The following is a 20,272-nucleotide window of genomic DNA, read 5'->3' on the forward strand; positions in this document are numbered from 1 at the left end:
CGACGCCCGGTTCTGCTTCCGCAGGCCGGGCGTCGGTATTTTCGGCGGCGTGGGCGCCGCGGGGTCTCGGCCTTTCGGCCTCGATTCTTCCCTCCTCCGCTCAGTCGCTTCGCTCCTTCGCTCCGTCAGTCCAGAATCGAGGCGGCCGAGACGGGCCTTCGGCCCACCAGACTCCGCAGCCGCTACCTCCCCAGTAGGAGTTCACCGACATGGCCGATCAGACGGCCCCTTCCGCCATCGACGACATTCTGGCCGAGTACGCCGGCCTGGAGACGCAGCTGGCCGATCCGTCGTTGCACAACGACGCCGGTGCGGCGCGGCGGGTGGGCAAGCGGTTCGCCGAGCTGGCGCCGGTGATGTCGACCTACCGCAAGCTCGAGTCCGTCCGCGACGATCTCGAGGCCGCCCGTGAGCTGGCCGCCGACGACGCCACGTTCGCCGCCGAGGTGCCCGATCTGGAAGCTCAGCTGGTGGAGCTCGAGCAGTCGCTGGCCGATCTGCTCGCGCCGCGCGACCCGCACGACGGCGACGACGTGGTGCTCGAGGTGAAGTCCGGCGAGGGCGGCGAGGAATCGGCGCTGTTCGCCGCCGACCTGGCCCGCATGTACATCCGCTACGCCGAGCGGCACGGCTGGAAGGTGGAGACGCTCGACGTCACCTATTCCGACCTGGGCGGCTACAAGGACGCGACGCTGTCGATCAAGAGCAAGGACGCGGCCCGCGACGGCGTGTGGTCGCGCTTCAAGTTCGAGGGCGGCGTGCACCGCGTGCAGCGCGTGCCGGTGACCGAATCGCAGGGCCGCATCCACACCTCGGCCGCGGGCGTGCTGATCTACCCCGAGCCCGACGAGGTCGAGCAGGTGCAGATCGACGAGACCGACCTGCGCATCGACGTCTACCGGTCCTCCGGCAAGGGCGGCCAGGGCGTCAACACCACCGACTCCGCGGTCCGCATCACCCACCTGCCCTCCGGCATCGTGGTGACCTGCCAGAACGAGCGTTCGCAGCTGCAGAACAAGGCGCGCGCGATGCAGGTGCTCGGAGCCCGGTTGCAGGCGCTGGCCGAGGAGCAGGCCGAGCAGGAGGCCGCGGCCGGTCGCGCCAGCCAGATCCGCACGGTGGATCGCTCCGAGCGCATCCGCACCTACAACTTCCCGGAGAACCGGATCGCCGATCACCGCATCGGTTTCAAGGCGCACAACCTCGACGCCGTCCTCGACGGTGACATGGACGCGCTGCTCGACGCGCTCGGCAAGGCCGACCGCGACGCCCGGATGGCAGCCGAATAACCGGCATGAGCGCGCAGCGTCCGGAGCGAACCCGCGCGACCACGGTGGGTGCCCGAGTATGCCGAACGAGCCGGTGACCGAGCCGGTCCGGCTGCGTCCGCTGATCGTCGCGGCCGCGGCACGGCTGGCCGAGGCCGGGGTCGCCTCGCCGATGACCGATGCGGAGCACCTGGCCGCCCACGCGCTCGGCGTCGACCGGATGCGCCTGGCGCTGCACCCGATGGTGGAGCCGGGCGAAGTCGCGCGGTTCGATGATCTCGTCGACCGGCGGGCCGCGCGAATCCCGCTGCAGCACTTGACCGGAACGGCCGCGATGGGCGAGATCGACCTCGCGGTCGGTCCCGGCGTGTTCGTGCCGCGCCCGGAGACCGAATTGCTGTTCGCCTGGGCGCTGGCCTGGCTGGAGACGCTGCCGCACGACCACCCGCCGATCGTCGTCGACCTGTGTACCGGCTCGGGCGCGCTGGCCCTGGCCATCGCGCACGCCCGCCCCGACGCCGAGGTCCACGCTGTCGAACTCGACCCCGCCGCCCTGACCTGGGCCCGCCGCAACGCCGACGACCGCAGCGCCGACGGCGACACTCCCATCACCCTGCACGCCGCCGACGTCACCGACCCGGCCCTGCTCACCGCCCTGTCCGGCCGCGTCGACCTGGTCGTCTCGAACCCGCCCTACATCCCGGAGTCGGCCGTACTCGACCCCGAGGTCGCTGACCACGACCCTCACCGCGCCCTCTTCGGCGGCCCCGACGGCCTCGCTGTCATCCGCCCGATGGTCCCCACCATCGCCCGCCTCCTGCGCCCCGGCGGCGCCACCGCGATCGAACACGACGACACCAACGGCGGGGGCGTCGCGGCGCTGCTCGCCGCCGCCGGGCTGGTCGGCATCGTCGAGCACCCGGACCTGGCGGGTAAGCCGCGTTTCGTCGTCGCGGCCGCACCCGGCAAACCCTGACATGGCGGCCTACCGCCGCGTCCCCGGCCTGCCCGTCGCGGCTCGGCCGAACCAGCACACTCCCAGCAGCTGGCGAACACCCTGGTCGCGCGGGCGTGGCGATGCGCACTCCGTAGCCTCGGAAAGTCCCCGCGCAGGTGAACGGTCGAGCGGGGGCTAGACTCTTGCCGCACACCGAAGACCGGCAAGAATCGTGGGACCCCGACACCTTGCCGCACCCCGATGACGGCGAGACCCGGGGCCGCGGAAATTTCGTCGCCCACCCGAAGGCCGGCAGAATCGCGGAGAGGCGAATTAAGCGTGAGTACCGTCTACGACTGTGCTGAACCGGCGTCTCGGGCTGCGGGGCTCACCGCCGCCACCAGTGCGCTGAAGTCCGGTCGGCTGGTCGTGATGCCCACCGATACGCTGTACGGCCTGGCGGCCGACGCGTTCGATTCCGACGCGGTGGGCGCGCTGCTTGCCGCCAAGCGGCGCGGTCGCGATATGCCCGTCCCGGTGCTCGTCGGGTCGTGGCACACCATCGATGGCCTGGTGTTCTCGGTGCGCCCGCAGGCGCGCGAGCTGATCCGGGCGTTCTGGCCGGGTGCGCTGAGCCTGGTCGTGCAGGCCGCGCCGTCGCTGGCGTGGGACCTGGGCGACACCCGTGGCACGGTGATGCTGCGGATGCCGCTGCATCCGGTGGCGCTGGAATTGCTGCGTGAGGTCGGTCCGCTGGCCGTGTCGAGTGCCAATGTGTCGGGGCAGCCCCCGGCCGCCACCGTCGAGCAGGCGCGCGAGCAGCTGGGTTCGCTGGCGGGTGTGTATCTCGACGGTGGCCCGGCCGAGCACGCGGTGGCGTCGACGATCGTCGATCTGACCGCGGATCAGCCGCGGGTGTTGCGGGAAGGTGCGGTGGCGGTGGCCGATATCGCGGAGGTCCTCGGCATGGCGCCGGATGCCCTGATCAGCCCCGCGCAGCGGTGATCGCACGCATCCGATGAGCACGGTCGTTCCCCTGCGCGAGCTGGTGCTCGTGCTGCTCGTCTCCGCCACGGTGACGTTCCTGGCCACCGGCGGCATCCGGGTGCTCGCCATCGCGTTCGGCGCGGTCGCGATTCCGCGTGAGCGCGACGTGCACGTGACGCCGATTCCGCGGATGGGCGGTGTCGGCATGTATGTCGGCGTGGTCGCCGCGGTGTTGTTCGCACACCAATTGCCCGCACTGCGGCGCGGTTTCGATTACGCGCCCGATATTCCGGCGGTCCTGGTCGCGGCGACGATCATCGTCCTGGTCGGCATCGTCGACGACCGGTGGGGCCTGGACGCGCTCACCAAATTCGTCGGCCAGGTGACCGCCGCGGGCGTGATGGCCGTGATGGGCCTGAGCTGGTACGTGATCTACGACCCGTTCAACGACACCACCGTCGTCCTCGACGCGCTGCAGGGCGGTCTGGTGACGGTGGGTATCACCGTCACCCTGGTGAACGCGATGAACTTCGTCGACGGTCTGGACGGCCTCGCCGCGGGCCTCGGTTTGATCTGCGCCGGCGCGGTTTTCGTGTTCTCCGTCGGTTTGCTCTACGACCAGGGCGGTTCGGTCGACACCTATCCGCCCGCGTTGCTGGCCGCCGCGCTGGCGGGCGCGTGCCTCGGATTTCTGCCGCACAATTTCTCGCCCGCTCGAATCTTCATGGGCGATTCCGGCTCGATGATGATCGGATTGATGCTGGCCGCGGTTTCCACCGGCGCCTCGGGCCGAATTCCGCTGCAGGGCTACGGCCCGCGCGACATTGTGGGTTTGCTCTCGCCGCTCTTGCTGGTGGGCGCGGTGATGTTCATTCCGGTGCTCGATCTGTTGCTGGCGATCGTGCGCCGCGTGCGCGCCGGCGTGAGTTTCTCCACACCGGACAAAATGCATCTTCATCACCGATTGCTGCAGATCGGACATTCACAGCGACGCGTTGTGCTGTTGATCTATTTGTGGGTCGGTGTGCTCGCCTTCGGTGCGGTGGGGACCTCGCTGATGGATCGGCGCCTGGTGGTGCTGCTGGTGGCGGGTGGATTGGTGTTCGCCCTGGTAGTGACCGCGATCCCATCGATGCGCCGGGTGGAGTCGGCCAATCGCTGAAAACGGGCCGCAAGGTAAAGTGCTGCCCGTGAGCTTTACACCCCGCCCCGTGCCCGGCCCCGACGCCCCGCTGCGTACCGCGCTGCGCTACGGCCTGATCGGCCTCGGCGTCCTCGTGGTCGTCTCGGTGGCGATCGCCACCGCCGTGGCCGGGATGCCGGGTCTGTGGGGCGCGCTGCTCGGCTCGGCGATCGGTGGTGGGTTCATCCTCACCACCGTGGTGGCCGTGCTGCTGGGCGCCAAGCTGCCGCCGAGCACGGCGGGCTTGGTCATGCTGGTCAGCTGGGTCGGCAAGCTGCTGATCGCGCTGGTGATCGTCGGTGTGCTCAACGAGTTCGACTTCTACAGCAGGCCCACGCTGTTCTTCACCGTGGTCGGAGCCCTGCTGATCGTGCTCGGCGCGGAGACGTATGGCGTTGTGAGCCAGAAGGTTCCGTATGTCACGACACGCGCGGGAGACAGCGAAACGGCTTCCGAGCAGGAATAATCCCACCCAGCTACACACTGTCGTAGATAGCTTGGTAAAGTGTTGGTAAGCAAGCACCCAAGCTGGAGGCGCTGCCCAGGATGACTCGGGGCATTGCCTCGGGTTGCCAGGGGGGATCGCCATGATCCTGCCCGGTGCCGCTATGCTTACTGCCGATCCGGGTGGAATGTGCCCGGTTGAAGCATGTCGACGATGTCGCCGACGCCCGAACAGAAGCTTTACGGGGTTACACCGTACGAGCAACTGTCGAATTTCGAGCCGACCAGAGTCGACCCCATTGATCGTCAATGTCCGATCGAACCGCGGGAATGACCGTCGTACCCGCGGCCCGAACACGGGAGAGAACGCTGAGCGTCATCACTTTGGCGGCGGGCGAGTTCCACGCGCCATCGCTGTCCGACTTCTTCCCTCCAGCAGTGCTGTTCGAGGGTACGCCGTTCGAACTCGACCGCCTGATGCTGATCCGGCTGCTGATGACCGCCGTTGTGGTGCTCGTCTTCGTGCTGGCTTTCCGCTCGCCGAAGATCGTGCCGCGCGGCCTGCAGAACGTGATGGAAACCGCGGTGGTTTTCGTCAAGGAGCAGATCGCCGACGAGGTACTCGGTAAGGAAACCGGTAAGCGGTTCCTCCCGCTGATCGCGACGATCTTCTTCACGGTTCTGTTCCTGAACTTCTCCAGCATTGTTCCGTTCCTGAACATCTCGTCGAATGCGCGAGTCGGGATGCCGCTGGTGCTCGCCGCGATCGCGTACATCGCGTTCAACTACGTGGGTATCCGCAAGTACGGCTTCTTCAAGTACATGCGCTCGAGCATCGTCGTTCCCGATGTGCCGACGGCGCTGCACGTGCTGCTGATTCCGATCGAGTTCGTCTCGACGTTCATCCTGCGCCCGTTCACGCTGACCGTCCGACTCATGGCGAACATGCTGGCCGGCCACATCATGCTGGTGCTGTTCTTCAGTGCTACCTGGTTCTTCCTCTTCGATGCCACCGCGTGGATGAAGGTCTTCACGCCCTTCTCGCTGCTGGCAGGCATCGGCTTCACGCTGTTCGAGCTGCTGGTCATCTTCCTGCAGGCGTATGTGTTCGCCCTGCTGACCGCGGTGTACATCAGCCTCGCGCAGCACGCCGCCGACCACTGACCTGAATCCACACCAGTACTGCCAAACCTGCTACACACGCCGACCGGCGGGTGAGCAACAGAAAGGGAAAGAAGACTCATGAGCCTCGCTTACCTGGCCCAGGAAGCCGCGACCACCGAGAGCACCTTCAAGGGCTTCGGCGCCATCGGCTACGGTCTCGCCGCGATCGGCCCCGGCATCGGCGTGGGTATCGTCGTCGGCAAGGCCATCGAGGGCTTCGCCCGTCAGCCCGAGCTGGCCGGCCAGATCCGTACCAACATGTTCCTCGGTATCGCGTTCACCGAGGCCCTGGCGCTGATCGGCCTCGTCGCCGGCTTCATCTTCTGATTCCGATGCGCGAATTCATCACGCTCGCTGCCGAAGGGGGAGAGGATGTGAATCCTCTCATTCCCGAAACGTACGACATCGTCTGGTCGATCGTCTGCGTCGCCATCATCGGCGTGCTCTTCTGGAAATACGTGATCCCGCGTGTGACCAAGACACTCGATGAGCGTGCCGACAAGATCGAAGGCGGTATCGCCAGGGCCGCAGCCGCTCAGGAAGAGGCACAGCAGACGCTGCAGCAGTACCAGCAGCAGCTTGCCGACGCCCGGCTCGAGGCCGCACGTATCCGCGAGGATGCGCGCACTCAGGGTCAGCAGATCCTCGCGCAGATGCGCACGGATGCCCAGGCCGAAAGCGACCGAATTGTCGCCGCCGGTCACTCCCAGCTGGAAGCCCAGCGCCAGCAGATCCTGACCGAGCTGCGCTCCGAGGTCGGCCGCACGGCCGTCGACCTGGCCGAGAAGATCATCGGCCAGTCTGTCTCGGACGAGGCAAAGCAGGCGGCGTCGATCGACAAGTTCCTCAGCGAACTCGACGACACCGACGCCATCGGGGTCGGAAGGTAACGACGCGAAAGTGAGAAGCATGTACGCAGCGAGCCGCGAGGCCAGCTCCCGGTCTCGGGAGGCGCTTCGGGCCGCTCTGACCGGAAGCGAAACTGTTGCGGCCACAACGGGGTCGGAACTGTTCGCCGTTGTCGCCGTGCTGGACGACCAGCGTTCGCTGCGTGTGGCGCTCGCGGACGTGTCGGTGCCGGGTTCGGCGCGCGCTGAACTCAGTGAGCGGATCTTCGGCGGCAAGGTCAGCGCTGCCACGCAGGCAGTGCTGACCACCGCGGTGGCCCAGAACTGGTCGCGCACCCGCGATCTGGTCGACACCCTGGTGCTGCTCGGGCAGGAGGCTCTGCTCGAGTCCGCTGCCGACGGCGGCCGGCTGGAAGCGGTGGAGGACGAGCTGTTCCGGCTCGGTCGCATCATCGCCGACAACCCGCAGCTGGAGCAGGCCCTGTCCGATCAGAGCAAGCCGGCCTCGGCGCGGCGTGAGCTGATCGAACGGCTGCTGACCGGCAAGGCCGAGCCGATCACCCTGACGCTGGCCGAGCAGGCGGTGACCCGACTGCGGACCAACAACATCGGCGTCGCCTTCGGCGCCCTGTCCGATCTGGCGGCGGCCCGTCGTGACCAGATCGTCGCCCACGCGCATTCGGCGGTCGAGCTGTCCGATCAGCAGAAGGAGAAGCTCTCGGCTTCCCTGCAGCGGATCTACGGCAAGGCGGTCACCGTGCACGTGCAGGTCGACCCGACGCTGCTGAGCGGCGTCGTCGTGCGCGTCGGAGACGACGTCATCGACGGCAGCGCCACCGGCCGACTGGAGAAGCTGCGCCGGGCGCTGTCCTGACGGACACGCCACGCGGCCCCACTCCAACCCCCGACATTCGAGACCACAGCGAGAGCAGGAACAACATGGCGGAGCTGACGATCTCCTCCGACGAGATCCGTAGCGCGATCGAGAGCTACACCCAGAGCTACACCCCGGAAACCTCCATCGAAGAAGTCGGCCTCGTGACCGACACCGGCGACGGCATCGCGCACGTCAGCGGTCTGCCTTCGGCGATGGCCAACGAGCTGCTCGAGTTCCCGGGCGGCGTCCTGGGCGTCGCGCTGAACCTCGAGGACACCGAGATCGGTGCCGTCATCCTCGGCGAGTACGCCTCGCTGGAAGAGGGCCAGCAGGTCCGCCGCACCGGCGACGTGCTGTCGGTTCCCGTCGGCGACAAGTTCCTCGGTCGCGTGGTCAACCCGCTCGGCCAGCCGATCGACGGCCTCGGCGAGATCGAGGCCGACGACCGCCGCGTGCTGGAGCTGCAGGCCGCGACTGTGCTGGAGCGCCAGCCGGTCGAGGAGCCGCTGGCCACCGGTATCACCGCGATCGACGCCCTGACCGCCATCGGCCGCGGCCAGCGTCAGCTGATCATCGGCGACCGTAAGACCGGCAAGACCGCCGTCGCCGTCGACGCGATCCTGAACCAGAAGGCGAACTGGGAGTCGGGCGACCCCAGCAAGCAGGTTCGCTGCATCTACGTCGCGATCGGCCAGAAGGGCTCCACCATCGCGGGCGTCAAGACCGCGCTCGAGGAGCACGGCGCGATGGAGTACACCACCATCGTCGCGGCCCCGGCCTCCGACTCCGCCGGCTTCAAGTGGCTGGCTCCCTACACCGGTTCGGCCATCGGCCAGCACTGGATGTACCAGGGCAAGCACGTCCTGATCGTGTTCGACGACCTGACCAAGCAGGCCGAGGCGTACCGCGCCATCTCGCTGCTGCTGCGTCGTCCGCCGGGCCGCGAGGCGTACCCCGGTGACGTCTTCTACCTGCACTCCCGTCTGCTGGAGCGTTGCGCGAAGCTGTCCGACGAGATGGGCGGCGGCTCGATGACCGGCCTGCCGATCATCGAGACCAAGGCCAACGACGTCTCGGCGTTCATCCCGACCAACGTCATCTCCATCACCGACGGCCAGGTCTTCCTCGAGTCCGACCTGTTCAACAAGGGTGTCCGCCCGGCGATCAACGTCGGTACCTCGGTCTCCCGTGTCGGTGGCGCCGCCCAGACCAAGGCCATGAAGAAGGTCGCCGGTTCGCTGCGTCTGGAAATGGCGCAGTACCGCGAGCTGGAGGCGTTCTCCGCCTTCGCCTCCGACCTGGATGCCGCCTCGCTGGCGCAGCTGGAGCGCGGTGCCCGCTGGGTGGAGCTGCTCAAGCAGAACCAGTACTCCCCGGTCGCCGTCGAGGATCAGGTCATCTCGATCTACCTGGTCGACGCCGGCTACTACGACTCGGTGCCGGTCGGCGACGTGCGTCGCTTCACCGCCGAGCTGCTGGAGCACCTGCACAGCGCGACCCAGTCGTCCTTCGACGCGCTCGAGGGTGGCCGCAAGCCGCTCGACGGCGAGGCCGCCGACGCGATCAAGTCGGAGACCGACAAGTTCAAGGAAGGCTTCCTGGCCTCCGACGGCAGCCGCGTCGTGAACGAGGCCGCCGCCGGCGATCTGGACCACGAAGAGGTCGAGTCGCTGTCGGTCACCCGCAAGCACGTCGACAAGTAAGCCGGGTCAGGACTGATGTCGGCATATTCCGATCTGGCGAATGAAGGGAGTGTGAACCGCTAGTGGCAAGTTTGCGTGAATTGCGCTCCCGCATTCGTGGTGTGAATTCGATCAAGAAGATCACCAAGGCTCAGGAACTGATCGCGACCTCGCGAATTTCCAAGGCCCAGGCCAGGGTTGCGGCGGCCAAGCCGTACGCCGAGGAGATCACCAAGGTCCTCGGCGAGCTGGCGAGCGCCTCGAAGAACCTGTCGCACCCGCTGCTGACCGAGCGTCCCAACGCTCGTCGGGCCGCTGTCCTGGTGATCACCAGTGACAGCGGTATGTGCGGTGGCTACAACTCGAACGTGCTCAAGCGCGCCGAGGAGCTCATGACCACGCTGCGTGGCGACGGCAAGGAGCCGGTGCTGTACGTGATGGGCAACAAGGGCCTCACGTACTACAAGTTCCGCAACCGTCCGTTCCAGGCGTCGTGGACCGGCTTCTCCCAGCAGCCGAAGTACACCGACGCGTCGGCCGCGTGCCAGCACCTGGTCGAGGCGTTCATGGCCGGCTCCGACAGCGAGGTTCCCTCGCTGGACGGCACCGGAACCATCGCGGGCGTCGACGAACTGCACATCGTGTACACCAAGTTCGTCTCGATGCTGACCCAGACCCCGGAGGTGCGCGCCGGCTGGCGCCGATCCAGGTCAGCTACGTCGACGAGGCCTACGCACTCGGTGACGACATGCTGTCGGACTCGCCGAACGCGGTCGCCACGGCGCAGTACGAATTCGAGCCGGACGCCGATGTGCTGCTGGGTGCTCTGCTGCCCAAGTACGTCAACACGCGTATCTACTCATCGTTGCTCGAGGCAGCGGCATCCGAGTCCGCGGCTCGGCGCACCGCAATGAAGGCGGCGACCGATAACGCCAACGAGCTGGCCAGTGTGCTCCAGCGCGAGGCGAACTCGGTGCGTCAGGCCCAGATCACGCAGGAAATCAGCGAAATCGTCGGCGGCGTGAACGCGCTGGCGTCGAGCTCGGACCGCGACTAGAAGCGCAGGAAGAGAACCAATCTAATGACCGCAGCTGTCACTCAGGACAACGCGACCAAGGCGGGCGCAACCGCCGGCCGCGTCGTCCGTGTCATCGGCCCCGTCGTGGACGTCGAGTTCCCGCGTGGCGCCATCCCCGAGCTGTTCAACGCTCTGCACGCCGACATCAAGCTCCCGTCGGTGGCCAAGACCCTGACCCTCGAGGTCGCCCAGCACCTCGGCGACAACATCGTGCGCACCATCTCGATGCAGCCGACCGACGGCCTGGTCCGTGGCGCCACCGTCACCGACTCGGGCAAGCCGATCTCGGTGCCCGTCGGCGACATCGTCAAGGGCCACGTGTTCAACGCCCTCGGTGACTGCCTCGACTCGCCGGGCCTCGGCCGCGACGGCGAGCAGTGGGGTATCCACCGCAAGCCCCCGAGCTTCGACCAGCTCGAGGGTAAGACCGAGATGCTGGAGACCGGCGTCAAGGTCATCGACCTGCTGACCCCGTACGTCAAGGGCGGCAAGATCGGTCTGTTCGGTGGTGCCGGTGTCGGCAAGACCGTTCTGATCCAGGAGATGATCACCCGTATCGCTCGCGAGTTCTCCGGCACCTCGGTGTTCGCGGGCGTCGGTGAGCGTACTCGTGAGGGCACCGACCTCCACCTGGAAATGGAAGAGATGGGCGTCCTCCAGGACACCGCCCTCGTCTTCGGCCAGATGGACGAGCCGCCGGGCACGCGTATGCGCGTGGCCCTGTCCGCGCTGACCATGGCGGAGTACTTCCGCGATGTCCAGCACCAGGACGTGCTGCTCTTCATCGACAACATCTTCCGTTTCACCCAGGCTGGCTCCGAGGTCTCGACCCTGCTGGGTCGTATGCCCTCCGCCGTGGGTTACCAGCCGACGCTGGCGGACGAGATGGGTGAGCTCCAGGAGCGCATCACCTCGACCCGTGGTCGCTCGATCACCTCGCTGCAGGCGATCTACGTCCCCGCCGACGACTACACCGACCCGGCGCCGGCGACCACCTTCGCCCACCTCGATGCGACGACCGAGCTTTCGCGCCCGATCTCGCAGAAGGGCATCTACCCGGCCGTCGACCCGCTGACCTCGACCTCTCGTATCCTCGAGGCTTCGATCGTCGGCGAGCGCCACTTCCGGGTCGCCAACGAGGTCAAGCGGATCCTGCAGAAGTACAAGGAACTGCAGGACATCATCGCCATCCTCGGTATGGACGAGCTCTCCGAAGAGGACAAGGTCCTCGTCGGCCGCGCCCGTCGTCTGGAGAAGTTCCTCGGCCAGAACTTCATCGTGGCCGAGAAGTTCACCGGTCAGCCGGGCTCGGTCGTGCCGCTGGAGCAGACCATCGACGACTTCGATCGCGTCTGCAAGGGCGAGTTCGACCACTTCCCGGAGCAGGCGTTCAACTCTTGCGGTGGTCTCGACGACGTCGAGGCGGCCGCGAAGAAGATCGCCGGGAAGTAGTCCACCATGGCGACAGAGTCCAATTCAAGGACGATGACAGTTGATCTCGTCGCCGTCGAACGCAAGCTCTGGTCCGGCCAGGCGACGTTCGTCAGCGCGCAGACCACCGAAGGTCAGATCGGCATCATGGCGGGCCACGAGCCGCTGCTCGGTCAGCTCGTCGAGGGCGGCACGGTGACCATCGTGTCGACCGACGGCGATCGGATCGTGGCCGCGGTGCACGGTGGTTTCTTCTCGGTCACCGCCGACACCGTCCGGGTGCTGGCCGAGTCCGCGGAACTCGCGGGCGAGGTCGACGTCGACGCGGCACGCAAGGTGCTGGCCGACGCGACCGCCTCCGAGGTGGAACTGCGCGTGGCGCAGGGCCAGGTGCGCGCGGTCGAGGCGACCGTGTCTGCCTGATCCCTCTCCGAACAACACACTGTCGGCGACGAACTCCGGTTCGTCGCCGACAGTGCTGTTTTCGGCGGTATTACCGATCCCGCCGAAGTGGCCCACATCGGGCGTGATTGAATGGCGACGGGGGTGTCTTCGACACCAGCTGAGCGAAAGGGCGTACGGCATTGCAGACCGGGATGGTTCTCCTGATCATTCTGGTGCTGACGCTCGTGTTCGTAGCCGGTGCATCGACCTACCGGCTGGTGATGCTGCGCCGGGGCGGCACGGCCGCGCTGCTGCGGGTATTGCCCGCGCGCGGCGGCCAGGGCTGGCGGCACGGCCTCATCCGCTACGACGAGGATCGCCTCGTCTTCTTCAAATTGACCAGCCTCAAGTTCGGTCCGGACAGCACCGTGCACCGGCAGGGCCTCGAGATCGTCGAGCGCCGCGCGCCGCAGGGCGACGAATTCGACATCATGAGCGAGGACATCGTGGTGGTAGCCGTCACCGATCCGCACAGCAGTTTCGAGCTCGCGCTCGATCGCGGATCGATGGCGGCTTTTCTGTCGTGGGTGGAGTCGCGGCCGTCCGATCGCGCCCGCCGCACCAGGGGAGGCCAGGCATGAGCGTCCATCTCACCCGGATCTACACCAGGACCGGCGACGACGGCACCACCGGTCTGAGCGATTTCTCCCGGGTGCCCAAGACCGACCCCAGGCTCGTCGCCTACGCCGACTGCGACGAGGCCAACGCGGCGCTCGGTGTCGCGGTGGCGCTCGGCGCGCCGGAACCCGCGGTGCTCGCGGTGCTGCGCCAGGTCCAGAACGATCTGTTCGACGCGGGCGCCGATCTGTCCACCCCCGTGGTGGCCGAGCCGAAGTATCCGCCGTTGCGGATCACCCAGCCCTATATCGATCGGCTGGAGAAGTGGTGTGACGAGTTCAACGAGGGTCTCGCCCCGCTGAATTCGTTCATCCTGCCGGGCGGCACGCCGATTGCCGCGCTGTTGCACACGGCACGCACCGTGGTGCGACGCGCCGAGCGTTCGGCGTGGGCCGCGGTCGAGGCCCACCCCGACGACACCAGCGTATTGCCCGCCAAATACCTCAATCGTCTGTCGGACCTGCTGTTCATCCTCAGCCGTGCGACCAACCCCGAGGGCGACGTGCTGTGGCAGCCGGGCGGCGGAGCCGAGCGCTGAAAGCCAGTCGGTGGCGCCAGGATCGGTCGGTTTGGCGTCGGGGGGCGTGTCGCCGGGCAACGGTCGATAAGCTGGCGGGGTGAGCGAACGGTTTCTGGTCTCCGGCGGTAATCAGCTCGTCGGCGAGGTCGCGGTCGGCGGCGCGAAGAACAGCGTGCTGAAGCTGATGGCCGCCGCTTTGCTGGCCGAGGGTACGACCACCATCACCAACTGCCCGGACATCCTCGATGTCCCGCTGATGGCCGAGGTTCTGCGTGGTCTCGGCTGCGACGTGACGATCTCCGACGACGAGAGCGGGGACCGCTCGGTCTGCACGATCGTCACCCCGCCGGAGCCCAAGTACCACGCCGACTTCCCCGCGGTGACCCAGTTCCGCGCCTCGGTGTGTGTGCTCGGTCCGCTGATGGCGCGCTGTAAGCGCGCGGTCGTCGCGCTCCCGGGTGGTGACGCGATCGGCTCGCGTCCGCTGGATATGCACCAGCAGGGCCTGCGCCTGCTCGGCGCGACCAGCGAGATCGAGCACGGTTGCGTCGTCGCCCGTGCCGACGAGCTGCAGGGCGCGCGCATCCGACTCGACTTCCCGTCGGTCGGCGCGACCGAGAACATCCTGATGGCCGCCGTGCTGGCCGAGGGGGAGACGGTCATCGACAACGCGGCGCGCGAGCCCGACATCGTCGATCTGTGCACCATGCTCGTGCAGATGGGTGCGCGGATCGACGGTGCCGGTTCCTCGGTGCTGACCGTGCAGGGCGTCAAGAGCCTGTCGCCGACCACGCACCGGGTGATCGGCGACCGCATCGTCGCCGCCACCTGGGGTATCGCCGCGGCGATGACCACCGGCGATGTCCGGGTCACCGGGGTCAACCCCAAGCACCTGGCGCTGGTGCTGGACAAGTTGCGTTCGGCCGGCGCGCGGATCTCCTACGAGCCCAACGGTTTCCGTGTTGTGCAGCCGGAGCGCCCGCGCGCGGTGAACTTCGCGACGCTGCCGTTCCCCGGTTTCCCGACCGACCTGCAGCCGATGGCGATCGGCCTGGCCGCCATCGCCGACGGCACGTCGATGATCACCGAGAACGTCTTCGAGGCGCGGTTCCGCTTCGTCGAGGAGATGATCCGGCTCGGCGCCGATGCCCGCACCGATGGTCATCACGCCGTGGTCCGCGGTATCCCGCGCCTGTCCAGCGCGCCGGTCTGGTCCTCCGATATCCGTGCCGGCGCCGGTCTCGTACTGGCCGGTCTGGTCGCCGACGGTGTTACCGAAGTGCACGACGTCTTCCACATCGACCGCGGCTACCCGAAGTTCGTCGAGCAGATGCAGGCGTTGGGTGGACAGGTCGAGCGCGTCGATACGCCGAAATAGCCTGTCTGACCAGGCGATTTGACTTCGTGTTCGTCGGTGCGTAACTTTATTCGAGTCAGAGCGGCACGGACACCCCAGCGGTGGCGCCGAGCGCCTGATTGATCATCTAGCCAGACTCACTCCTTCCGAATTTGCTTCGGTCGGGTTGGCTGCGCTAGGTTGGAACAGTTGCCCTGCTGAAGCTCCTACGAAATGTTGTGGGTGGATGCTTGTGCGTGTGTTCTTTGAGAACTCAATAGTGTGTCGATGAATGTCAGTGCCAATATTATTATTGGTTCCGGCCTTCCATACCCCCCGGTTGGAAGGTTGGACATTTAAAACAACAGCAAACTTTTGCTGGTGTTTGGCTTTGCTAGGTTTTCGGACTCTAGTTTAGATATTTCTGATTCGCCTTCGGGTGTTTCAAGAGTCTTCAACGGAGAGTTTGATCCTGGCTCAGGACGAACGCTGGCGGCGTGCTTAACACATGCAAGTCGAGCGGTAAGGCCCTTCGGGGTACACGAGCGGCGAACGGGTGAGTAACACGTGGGTGATCTGCCTCGTACTTCGGGATAAGCCTGGGAAACTGGGTCTAATACCGGATATGACCTTCTGATGCATGTCAGTGGGTGGAAAGATTTATCGGTACGAGATGGGCCCGCGGCCTATCAGCTTGTTGGTGGGGTAATGGCCTACCAAGGCGACGACGGGTAGCCGGCCTGAGAGGGCGACCGGCCACACTGGGACTGAGACACGGCCCAGACTCCTACGGGAGGCAGCAGTGGGGAATATTGCACAATGGGCGAAAGCCTGATGCAGCGACGCCGCGTGAGGGATGACGGCCTTCGGGTTGTAAACCTCTTTCGACAGGGACGAAGCGCAAGTGACGGTACCTGTAGAAGAAGCACCGGCCAACTACGTGCCAGCAGCCGCGGTAATACGTAGGGTGCGAGCGTTGTCCGGAATTACTGGGCGTAAAGAGCTTGTAGGCGGTTCGTCGCGTCGTTCGTGAAAACTTGGGGCTCAACCCCAAGCTTGCGGGCGATACGGGCGGACTAGAGTACTTCAGGGGAGACTGGAATTCCTGGTGTAGCGGTGAAATGCGCAGATATCAGGAGGAACACCGGTGGCGAAGGCGGGTCTCTGGGAAGTAACTGACGCTGAGAAGCGAAAGCGTGGGTAGCGAACAGGATTAGATACCCTGGTAGTCCACGCCGTAAACGGTGGGTACTAGGTGTGGGTTTCCTTCCACGGGATCCGTGCCGTAGCTAACGCATTAAGTACCCCGCCTGGGGAGTACGGCCGCAAGGCTAAAACTCAAAGGAATTGACGGGGGCCCGCACAAGCGGCGGAGCATGTGGATTAATTCGATGCAACGCGAAGAACCTTACCTGGGTTTGACATACACCGGAAACCTGCAGAGATGTAGGCCCCCTTGTGGTCGGTGTACAGGTGGTGCATGGCTGTCGTCAGCTCGTGTCGTGAGATGTTGGGTTAAGTCCCGCAACGAGCGCAACCCTTATCTTATGTTGCCAGCGCGTAATGGCGGGGACTCGTGAGAGACTGCCGGGGTCAACTCGGAGGAAGGTGGGGACGACGTCAAGTCATCATGCCCCTTATGTCCAGGGCTTCACACATGCTACAATGGCCGGTACAGAGGGCTGCGATACCGTGAGGTGGAGCGAATCCCTTAAAGCCGGTCTCAGTTCGGATCGGGGTCTGCAACTCGACCCCGTGAAGTTGGAGTCGCTAGTAATCGCAGATCAGCAACGCTGCGGTGAATACGTTCCCGGGCCTTGTACACACCGCCCGTCACGTCATGAAAGTCGGTAACACCCGAAGCCGGTGGCCTAACCCCTCGTGGGAGGGAGCCGTCGAAGGTGGGATCGGCGATTGGGACGAAGTCGTAACAAGGTAGCCGTACCGGAAGGTGCGGCTGGATCACCTCCTTTCTAAGGAGCATCTCCAGTCGATTGTTCACAGAGGTGAATGTATCGCTGGCAGAGCCGTTTTGGACTCACATGTAGTCCAGCGGAGCTCATGGGTGGAACACTGACTACCTCATCGCATTAGACCGGCTCAAAGCAGCTGGTCGCGGTGATATACCGACACACTATTGGGTCCTGAAAGAACACGCGTTCTTTCTAGGCAAAAAACGATCCGTTCGGATCTCCTCGAAACCGTCTGGCTTGGCCGGCAGGTCTTGGAAACCGATTCGATGCGGGTGTGTTGTTTGAGAACTGCACAGTGGACGCGAGCATCTTTGTTAGTAAGTGTTTAAGAGCGTACGGTGGATGCCTTGGCACCAGGAGCCGATGAAGGACGTAGGAGGCTGCGATAAGCCTCGGGGAGCTGTCAACCGAGCTGAGATCCGAGGATTTCCGAATGGGGAAACCCAGCACGAGTGATGTCGTGTTACCCGCATCTGAATATATAGGGTGTGTGGAGGGAACGTGGGGAAGTGAAACATCTCAGTACCCACAGGAAGAGAAAACAACAGTGATTCCGTGAGTAGTGGCGAGCGAAAGCGGATGAGGCTAAACCGTGTAGATGTGATAGTTAAGCAGGCGTTGTCTACGCGGTGTTGTGGGGTCTTCTTTCTCAATTCTGCCGAATTGAGCAACAGTAAGAAACCAAAGTGTTAGTCGAAGTGGTCTGGAACGGCCCGCCATAGACGGTGATAGTCCGGTAGACGAAAACTCTTTGGCTGTTGTAGGAGATACCCGAGTAGCAGCGGGCCCGTGAAATCTGCTGTGAATCTGCCGGGACCACCCGGTAAGCCTGAATACTCCCTGGTGACCGATAGCGGACTAGTACCGTGAGGGAAAGGTGAAAAGTACCCCGGGAGGGGAGTGAAATAGTACCTGAAACCGTGCGCTTACAATCCGTCAGAGCCTTCGTACTTGTACGTGGGGTGATGGCGTGCCTTTTGAAGAATGAGCCTGCGAGTCATCGGTGTGTGGCGAGGTTAACCCGTGTGGGGTAGCCGTAGCGAAAGCGAGTCCGAATAGGGCGTTCCTAGTCGCACATTATGGACCCGAAGCGGAGTGATCTACCCATGGCCAGGGTGAAGCGACGGTAAGACGTCGTGGAGGCCCGAACCCACTTAGGTTGAAAACTGAGGGGATGAGCTGTGGGTAGGGGTGAAAGGCCAATCAAACTCCGTGATAGCTGGTTCTCCCCGAAATGCATTTAGGTGCAGCGTCACGTGTTTCACGCCGGAGGTAGAGCTACTGGATGGCCTAGGGGGCCCACAAGCTTACCGAAGTCAGCCAAACTCCGAATGCCGGTGTGTGAGAGCGTGGCAGTGAGACTGCGGGGGATAAGCTTCGTAGTCGAGAGGGAAACAGCCCAGATCGCTTACTAAGGCCCCTAAGCGTGTACTAAGTGGAAAAGGATGTGGGGTCGCTTAGACAACCAGGAGGTTGGCTTAGAAGCAGCCACCCTTGAAAGAGTGCGTAATAGCTCACTGGTCAAGTGATCCTGCGCCGACAATGTAGCGGGGCTCAAGTACACCGCCGAAGCCGCGGCATTCACACATTAGCCTGCACCCTTAAAAGTGCCAGGTGTGTGGATGGGTAGGGGAGCGTCCTGTGGCCGTGGAAGCAGCGGAGTGATCCAGCTGTGGAGGCCACGGGAGTGAGAATGCAGGCATGAGTAGCGAAAGACGAGTGAGAAACTCGTCCGCCGAATGACCAAGGGTTCCTGGGCCAGGTTAATCCGCCCAGGGTGAGTCGGGACCTAAGGCGAGGCCGACAGGCGTAGTCGATGGACAACGGGTTGATATTCCCGTACCCGTGTATCCGCGCCAAATATCGAATCAGTGGTACTAACTGTCCAAATGTTGTCTTATCGAGCCTTCGGGTGAGAGGGATGATTGCTGCACGGGACCTTCGCTGTAGTAGGTAAGCGATGGGGTGACGCAGGAAGGTAGCTGGGCCAGGTGATGGAATACCTGGTGTAAGCCTGTAGGGCGCAACATAGGCAAATCCGTGTTGCATATAGCCTGAGAGGTGATGCGTAGCCGTTGTGGTGAATTCAGTGATCCTATGCTGCCGAGAAAAGCCTCTAGTGAGTTGGTACACGGCCCGTACCCCAAACCGACACAGGTGGTCAGGTAGAGAATACTAAGGCGATCGAGAGAACTGTGGTTAAGGAACTCGGCAAAATGCCCCCGTAACTTCGGGAGAAGGGGGACCACATCTGGTGACGATCTTTACGGTCTGAGCTGGGTGGGGTCGCAGAGACCAGAGAGAAGCGACTGTTTACTAAAAACACAGGTCCGTGCGAAGTCGTAAGACGATGTATACGGACTGACGCCTGCCCGGTGCCGGAAGGTTAAGAGGACCGGTTAGCGTTTAGGCGCGAAGCTGAGAATTTAAGCCCCGGTAAACGGCGGTGGTAACTATAACCATCCTAAGGTAGCGAAATTCCTTGTCGGGTAAGTTCCGACCTGCACGAATGGCGTAACGACTTCTCTGCTGTCTCAACCACAGACTCGGCGAAATTGCATTACGAGTAAAGATGCTCGTTACGCGCGGCAGGACGAAAAGACCCCGGGACCTTCACTATAGCTTGGTATTGGTGTTCGGTACGGTTTGTGTAGGATAGGTGGGAGACTGTGAAACTTGGACGCCAGTTCAGGTGGAGTCGTCGTTGAAATACCACTCTGATCGTATTGGACTTCTAACCTCGGACCATGATCTGGTTCAGGGACAGTGCCTGGTGGGTAGTTTAACTGGGGCGGTTGCCTCCCAAAATGTAACGGAGGCGCCCAAAGGTTCCCTCAGCCTGGTTGGCAATCAGGTGTCGAGTGCAAGTGCACAAGGGAGCTTGACTGTGAGAGTGACAGCTCGAGCAGGGACGAAAGTCGGGACTAGTGATCCGGCACCGGCAAGTGGAAGCGGTGTCGCTCAACGGATAAAAGGTACCCCGGGGATAACAGGCTGATCTTCCCCAAGAGTCCATATCGACGGGATGGTTTGGCACCTCGATGTCGGCTCGTCGCATCCTGGGGCTGGAGTAGGTCCCAAGGGTTGGGCTGTTCGCCCATTAAAGCGGCACGCGAGCTGGGTTTAGAACGTCGTGAGACAGTTCGGTCTCTATCCGCCGCGCGCGTTAGAAACTTGAGGAAGGCTGTCCCTAGTACGAGAGGACCGGGACGGACGAACCTCTGGTGTGCCAGTTGTTCCGCCAGGAGCACTGCTGGTTGGCTACGTTCGGAAGGGATAACCGCTGAAAGCATCTAAGCGGGAAGCCTGTTCCAAGATGAGGTTTCTCTCCCACTTGATGGGTTAAGGCCCCCTACAGACCATGGGGTTGATAGGCCGGAACTGGAAGCCAGGTGACTGGTGTAGGTGACTGGTACTAATAGGCCGAGGGCTTACTATCGAAGGTGTTACGCGTCCACTGTGCGGTATCTGAAACAACACAC

15 protein-coding genes, 2 rRNA genes and 1 pseudogene are annotated in these 20,272 nt (G+C 64.1%); all 18 read left to right on the forward strand.

What is annotated here, in order from left to right; translation table 11 throughout:
• Positions 1-209: 209 nt before the first annotated feature.
• The 18 genes and pseudogenes from prfA (at position 210) to NV348_RS22540 (ending at position 20,229) form a co-directional block, all read left to right on the forward strand.
• Complete coding sequence (gene prfA / locus NV348_RS22455; RefSeq protein ID WP_447148660.1) at positions 210-1,289, forward strand: peptide chain release factor 1; 1,080 nt, start codon at positions 210-212, stop codon at positions 1,287-1,289.
• A gap of 58 nt (positions 1,290-1,347) precedes the next feature.
• Positions 1,348-2,244, forward strand: a complete 897-nt coding sequence (prmC, locus tag NV348_RS22460) for a peptide chain release factor N(5)-glutamine methyltransferase (RefSeq protein WP_447148661.1) — start codon at positions 1,348-1,350, stop codon at positions 2,242-2,244.
• A 300-nt stretch (positions 2,245-2,544) separates the two neighbouring features.
• Complete coding sequence (locus tag NV348_RS22465; protein ID WP_447148662.1) at positions 2,545-3,210, forward strand: L-threonylcarbamoyladenylate synthase; 666 nt, start codon at positions 2,545-2,547, stop codon at positions 3,208-3,210.
• A gap of 13 nt (positions 3,211-3,223) precedes the next feature.
• Positions 3,224-4,354 carry an MraY family glycosyltransferase gene (locus NV348_RS22470; protein WP_447148663.1) on the forward strand — a complete coding sequence of 377 codons (1,131 nt, stop codon included), beginning with the start codon at positions 3,224-3,226 and terminating at the stop codon, positions 4,352-4,354.
• Positions 4,355-4,382: 28 nt separating this feature from the next.
• Entirely contained in the window at positions 4,383-4,841 is a 459-nt protein-coding gene (locus NV348_RS22475; RefSeq protein ID WP_447148664.1) for a Cg1360 family ATP-synthase-associated protein, read from the forward strand.
• 308 nt (positions 4,842-5,149) lie between these two features.
• Positions 5,150-5,983, forward strand: a complete 834-nt coding sequence (atpB, locus tag NV348_RS22480) for a F0F1 ATP synthase subunit A (protein WP_495885082.1) — start codon at positions 5,150-5,152, stop codon at positions 5,981-5,983.
• Between the two features lie 78 nt (positions 5,984-6,061).
• The gene (locus NV348_RS22485; RefSeq protein WP_019045404.1) at positions 6,062-6,310 is read left to right on the forward strand and encodes an ATP synthase F0 subunit C; all 249 of its coding nucleotides are present in this window, start codon (positions 6,062-6,064) and stop codon (positions 6,308-6,310) included.
• Between the two features lie 5 nt (positions 6,311-6,315).
• Positions 6,316-6,873 (forward strand): F0F1 ATP synthase subunit B, encoded by a 558-nt coding sequence (locus NV348_RS22490; protein ID WP_447148666.1) that lies wholly within the window; start codon positions 6,316-6,318, stop codon positions 6,871-6,873.
• Positions 6,874-6,892: 19 nt separating this feature from the next.
• Complete coding sequence (locus tag NV348_RS22495; RefSeq protein ID WP_447148667.1) at positions 6,893-7,705, forward strand: F0F1 ATP synthase subunit delta; 813 nt, start codon at positions 6,893-6,895, stop codon at positions 7,703-7,705.
• Positions 7,706-7,770: 65 nt separating this feature from the next.
• Positions 7,771-9,411, forward strand: a complete 1,641-nt coding sequence (atpA, locus tag NV348_RS22500; protein WP_447148668.1) for a F0F1 ATP synthase subunit alpha — start codon at positions 7,771-7,773, stop codon at positions 9,409-9,411.
• 62 nt (positions 9,412-9,473) lie between these two features.
• Positions 9,474-10,447: pseudogene (locus tag NV348_RS22505) on the forward strand (F0F1 ATP synthase subunit gamma).
• A gap of 24 nt (positions 10,448-10,471) precedes the next feature.
• A complete protein-coding gene (gene atpD / locus NV348_RS22510; RefSeq protein ID WP_447148669.1) occupies positions 10,472-11,920 on the forward strand; it encodes a F0F1 ATP synthase subunit beta in 1,449 nt (482 codons plus the stop codon).
• 33 nt (positions 11,921-11,953) lie between these two features.
• On the forward strand, positions 11,954-12,322 hold the full coding sequence (locus NV348_RS22515; RefSeq protein ID WP_447148670.1) for a F0F1 ATP synthase subunit epsilon: 369 nt from the start codon (positions 11,954-11,956) through the stop codon (positions 12,320-12,322).
• 173 nt (positions 12,323-12,495) lie between these two features.
• Positions 12,496-12,924, forward strand: coding sequence for a DUF2550 domain-containing protein (locus NV348_RS22520; RefSeq protein WP_218721181.1), 429 nt, complete (start codon positions 12,496-12,498; stop codon positions 12,922-12,924).
• Positions 12,921-13,499: a cob(I)yrinic acid a,c-diamide adenosyltransferase gene (locus tag NV348_RS22525; RefSeq protein WP_447148671.1), complete on the forward strand. Its 579-nt coding sequence runs from the start codon at positions 12,921-12,923 to the stop codon at positions 13,497-13,499. The genes NV348_RS22520 and NV348_RS22525 overlap by 4 nt, the downstream gene beginning before the upstream one ends.
• Before the next feature lie 79 nt (positions 13,500-13,578).
• Positions 13,579-14,859 (forward strand): UDP-N-acetylglucosamine 1-carboxyvinyltransferase, encoded by a 1,281-nt coding sequence (gene murA / locus NV348_RS22530; RefSeq protein WP_379310300.1) that lies wholly within the window; start codon positions 13,579-13,581, stop codon positions 14,857-14,859.
• Positions 14,860-15,271: 412 nt separating this feature from the next.
• Positions 15,272-16,790: ribosomal RNA gene (locus NV348_RS22535) — 16S ribosomal RNA — on the forward strand.
• Between the two features lie 315 nt (positions 16,791-17,105).
• Positions 17,106-20,229: ribosomal RNA gene (locus NV348_RS22540) — 23S ribosomal RNA — on the forward strand.
• The 16S and 23S rRNA genes sit together here, the layout of an rRNA operon.
• Positions 20,230-20,272: the final 43 nt, after the last annotated feature.

It is taken from the genome of Nocardia fodinahabitans, from assembly GCF_052983615.1.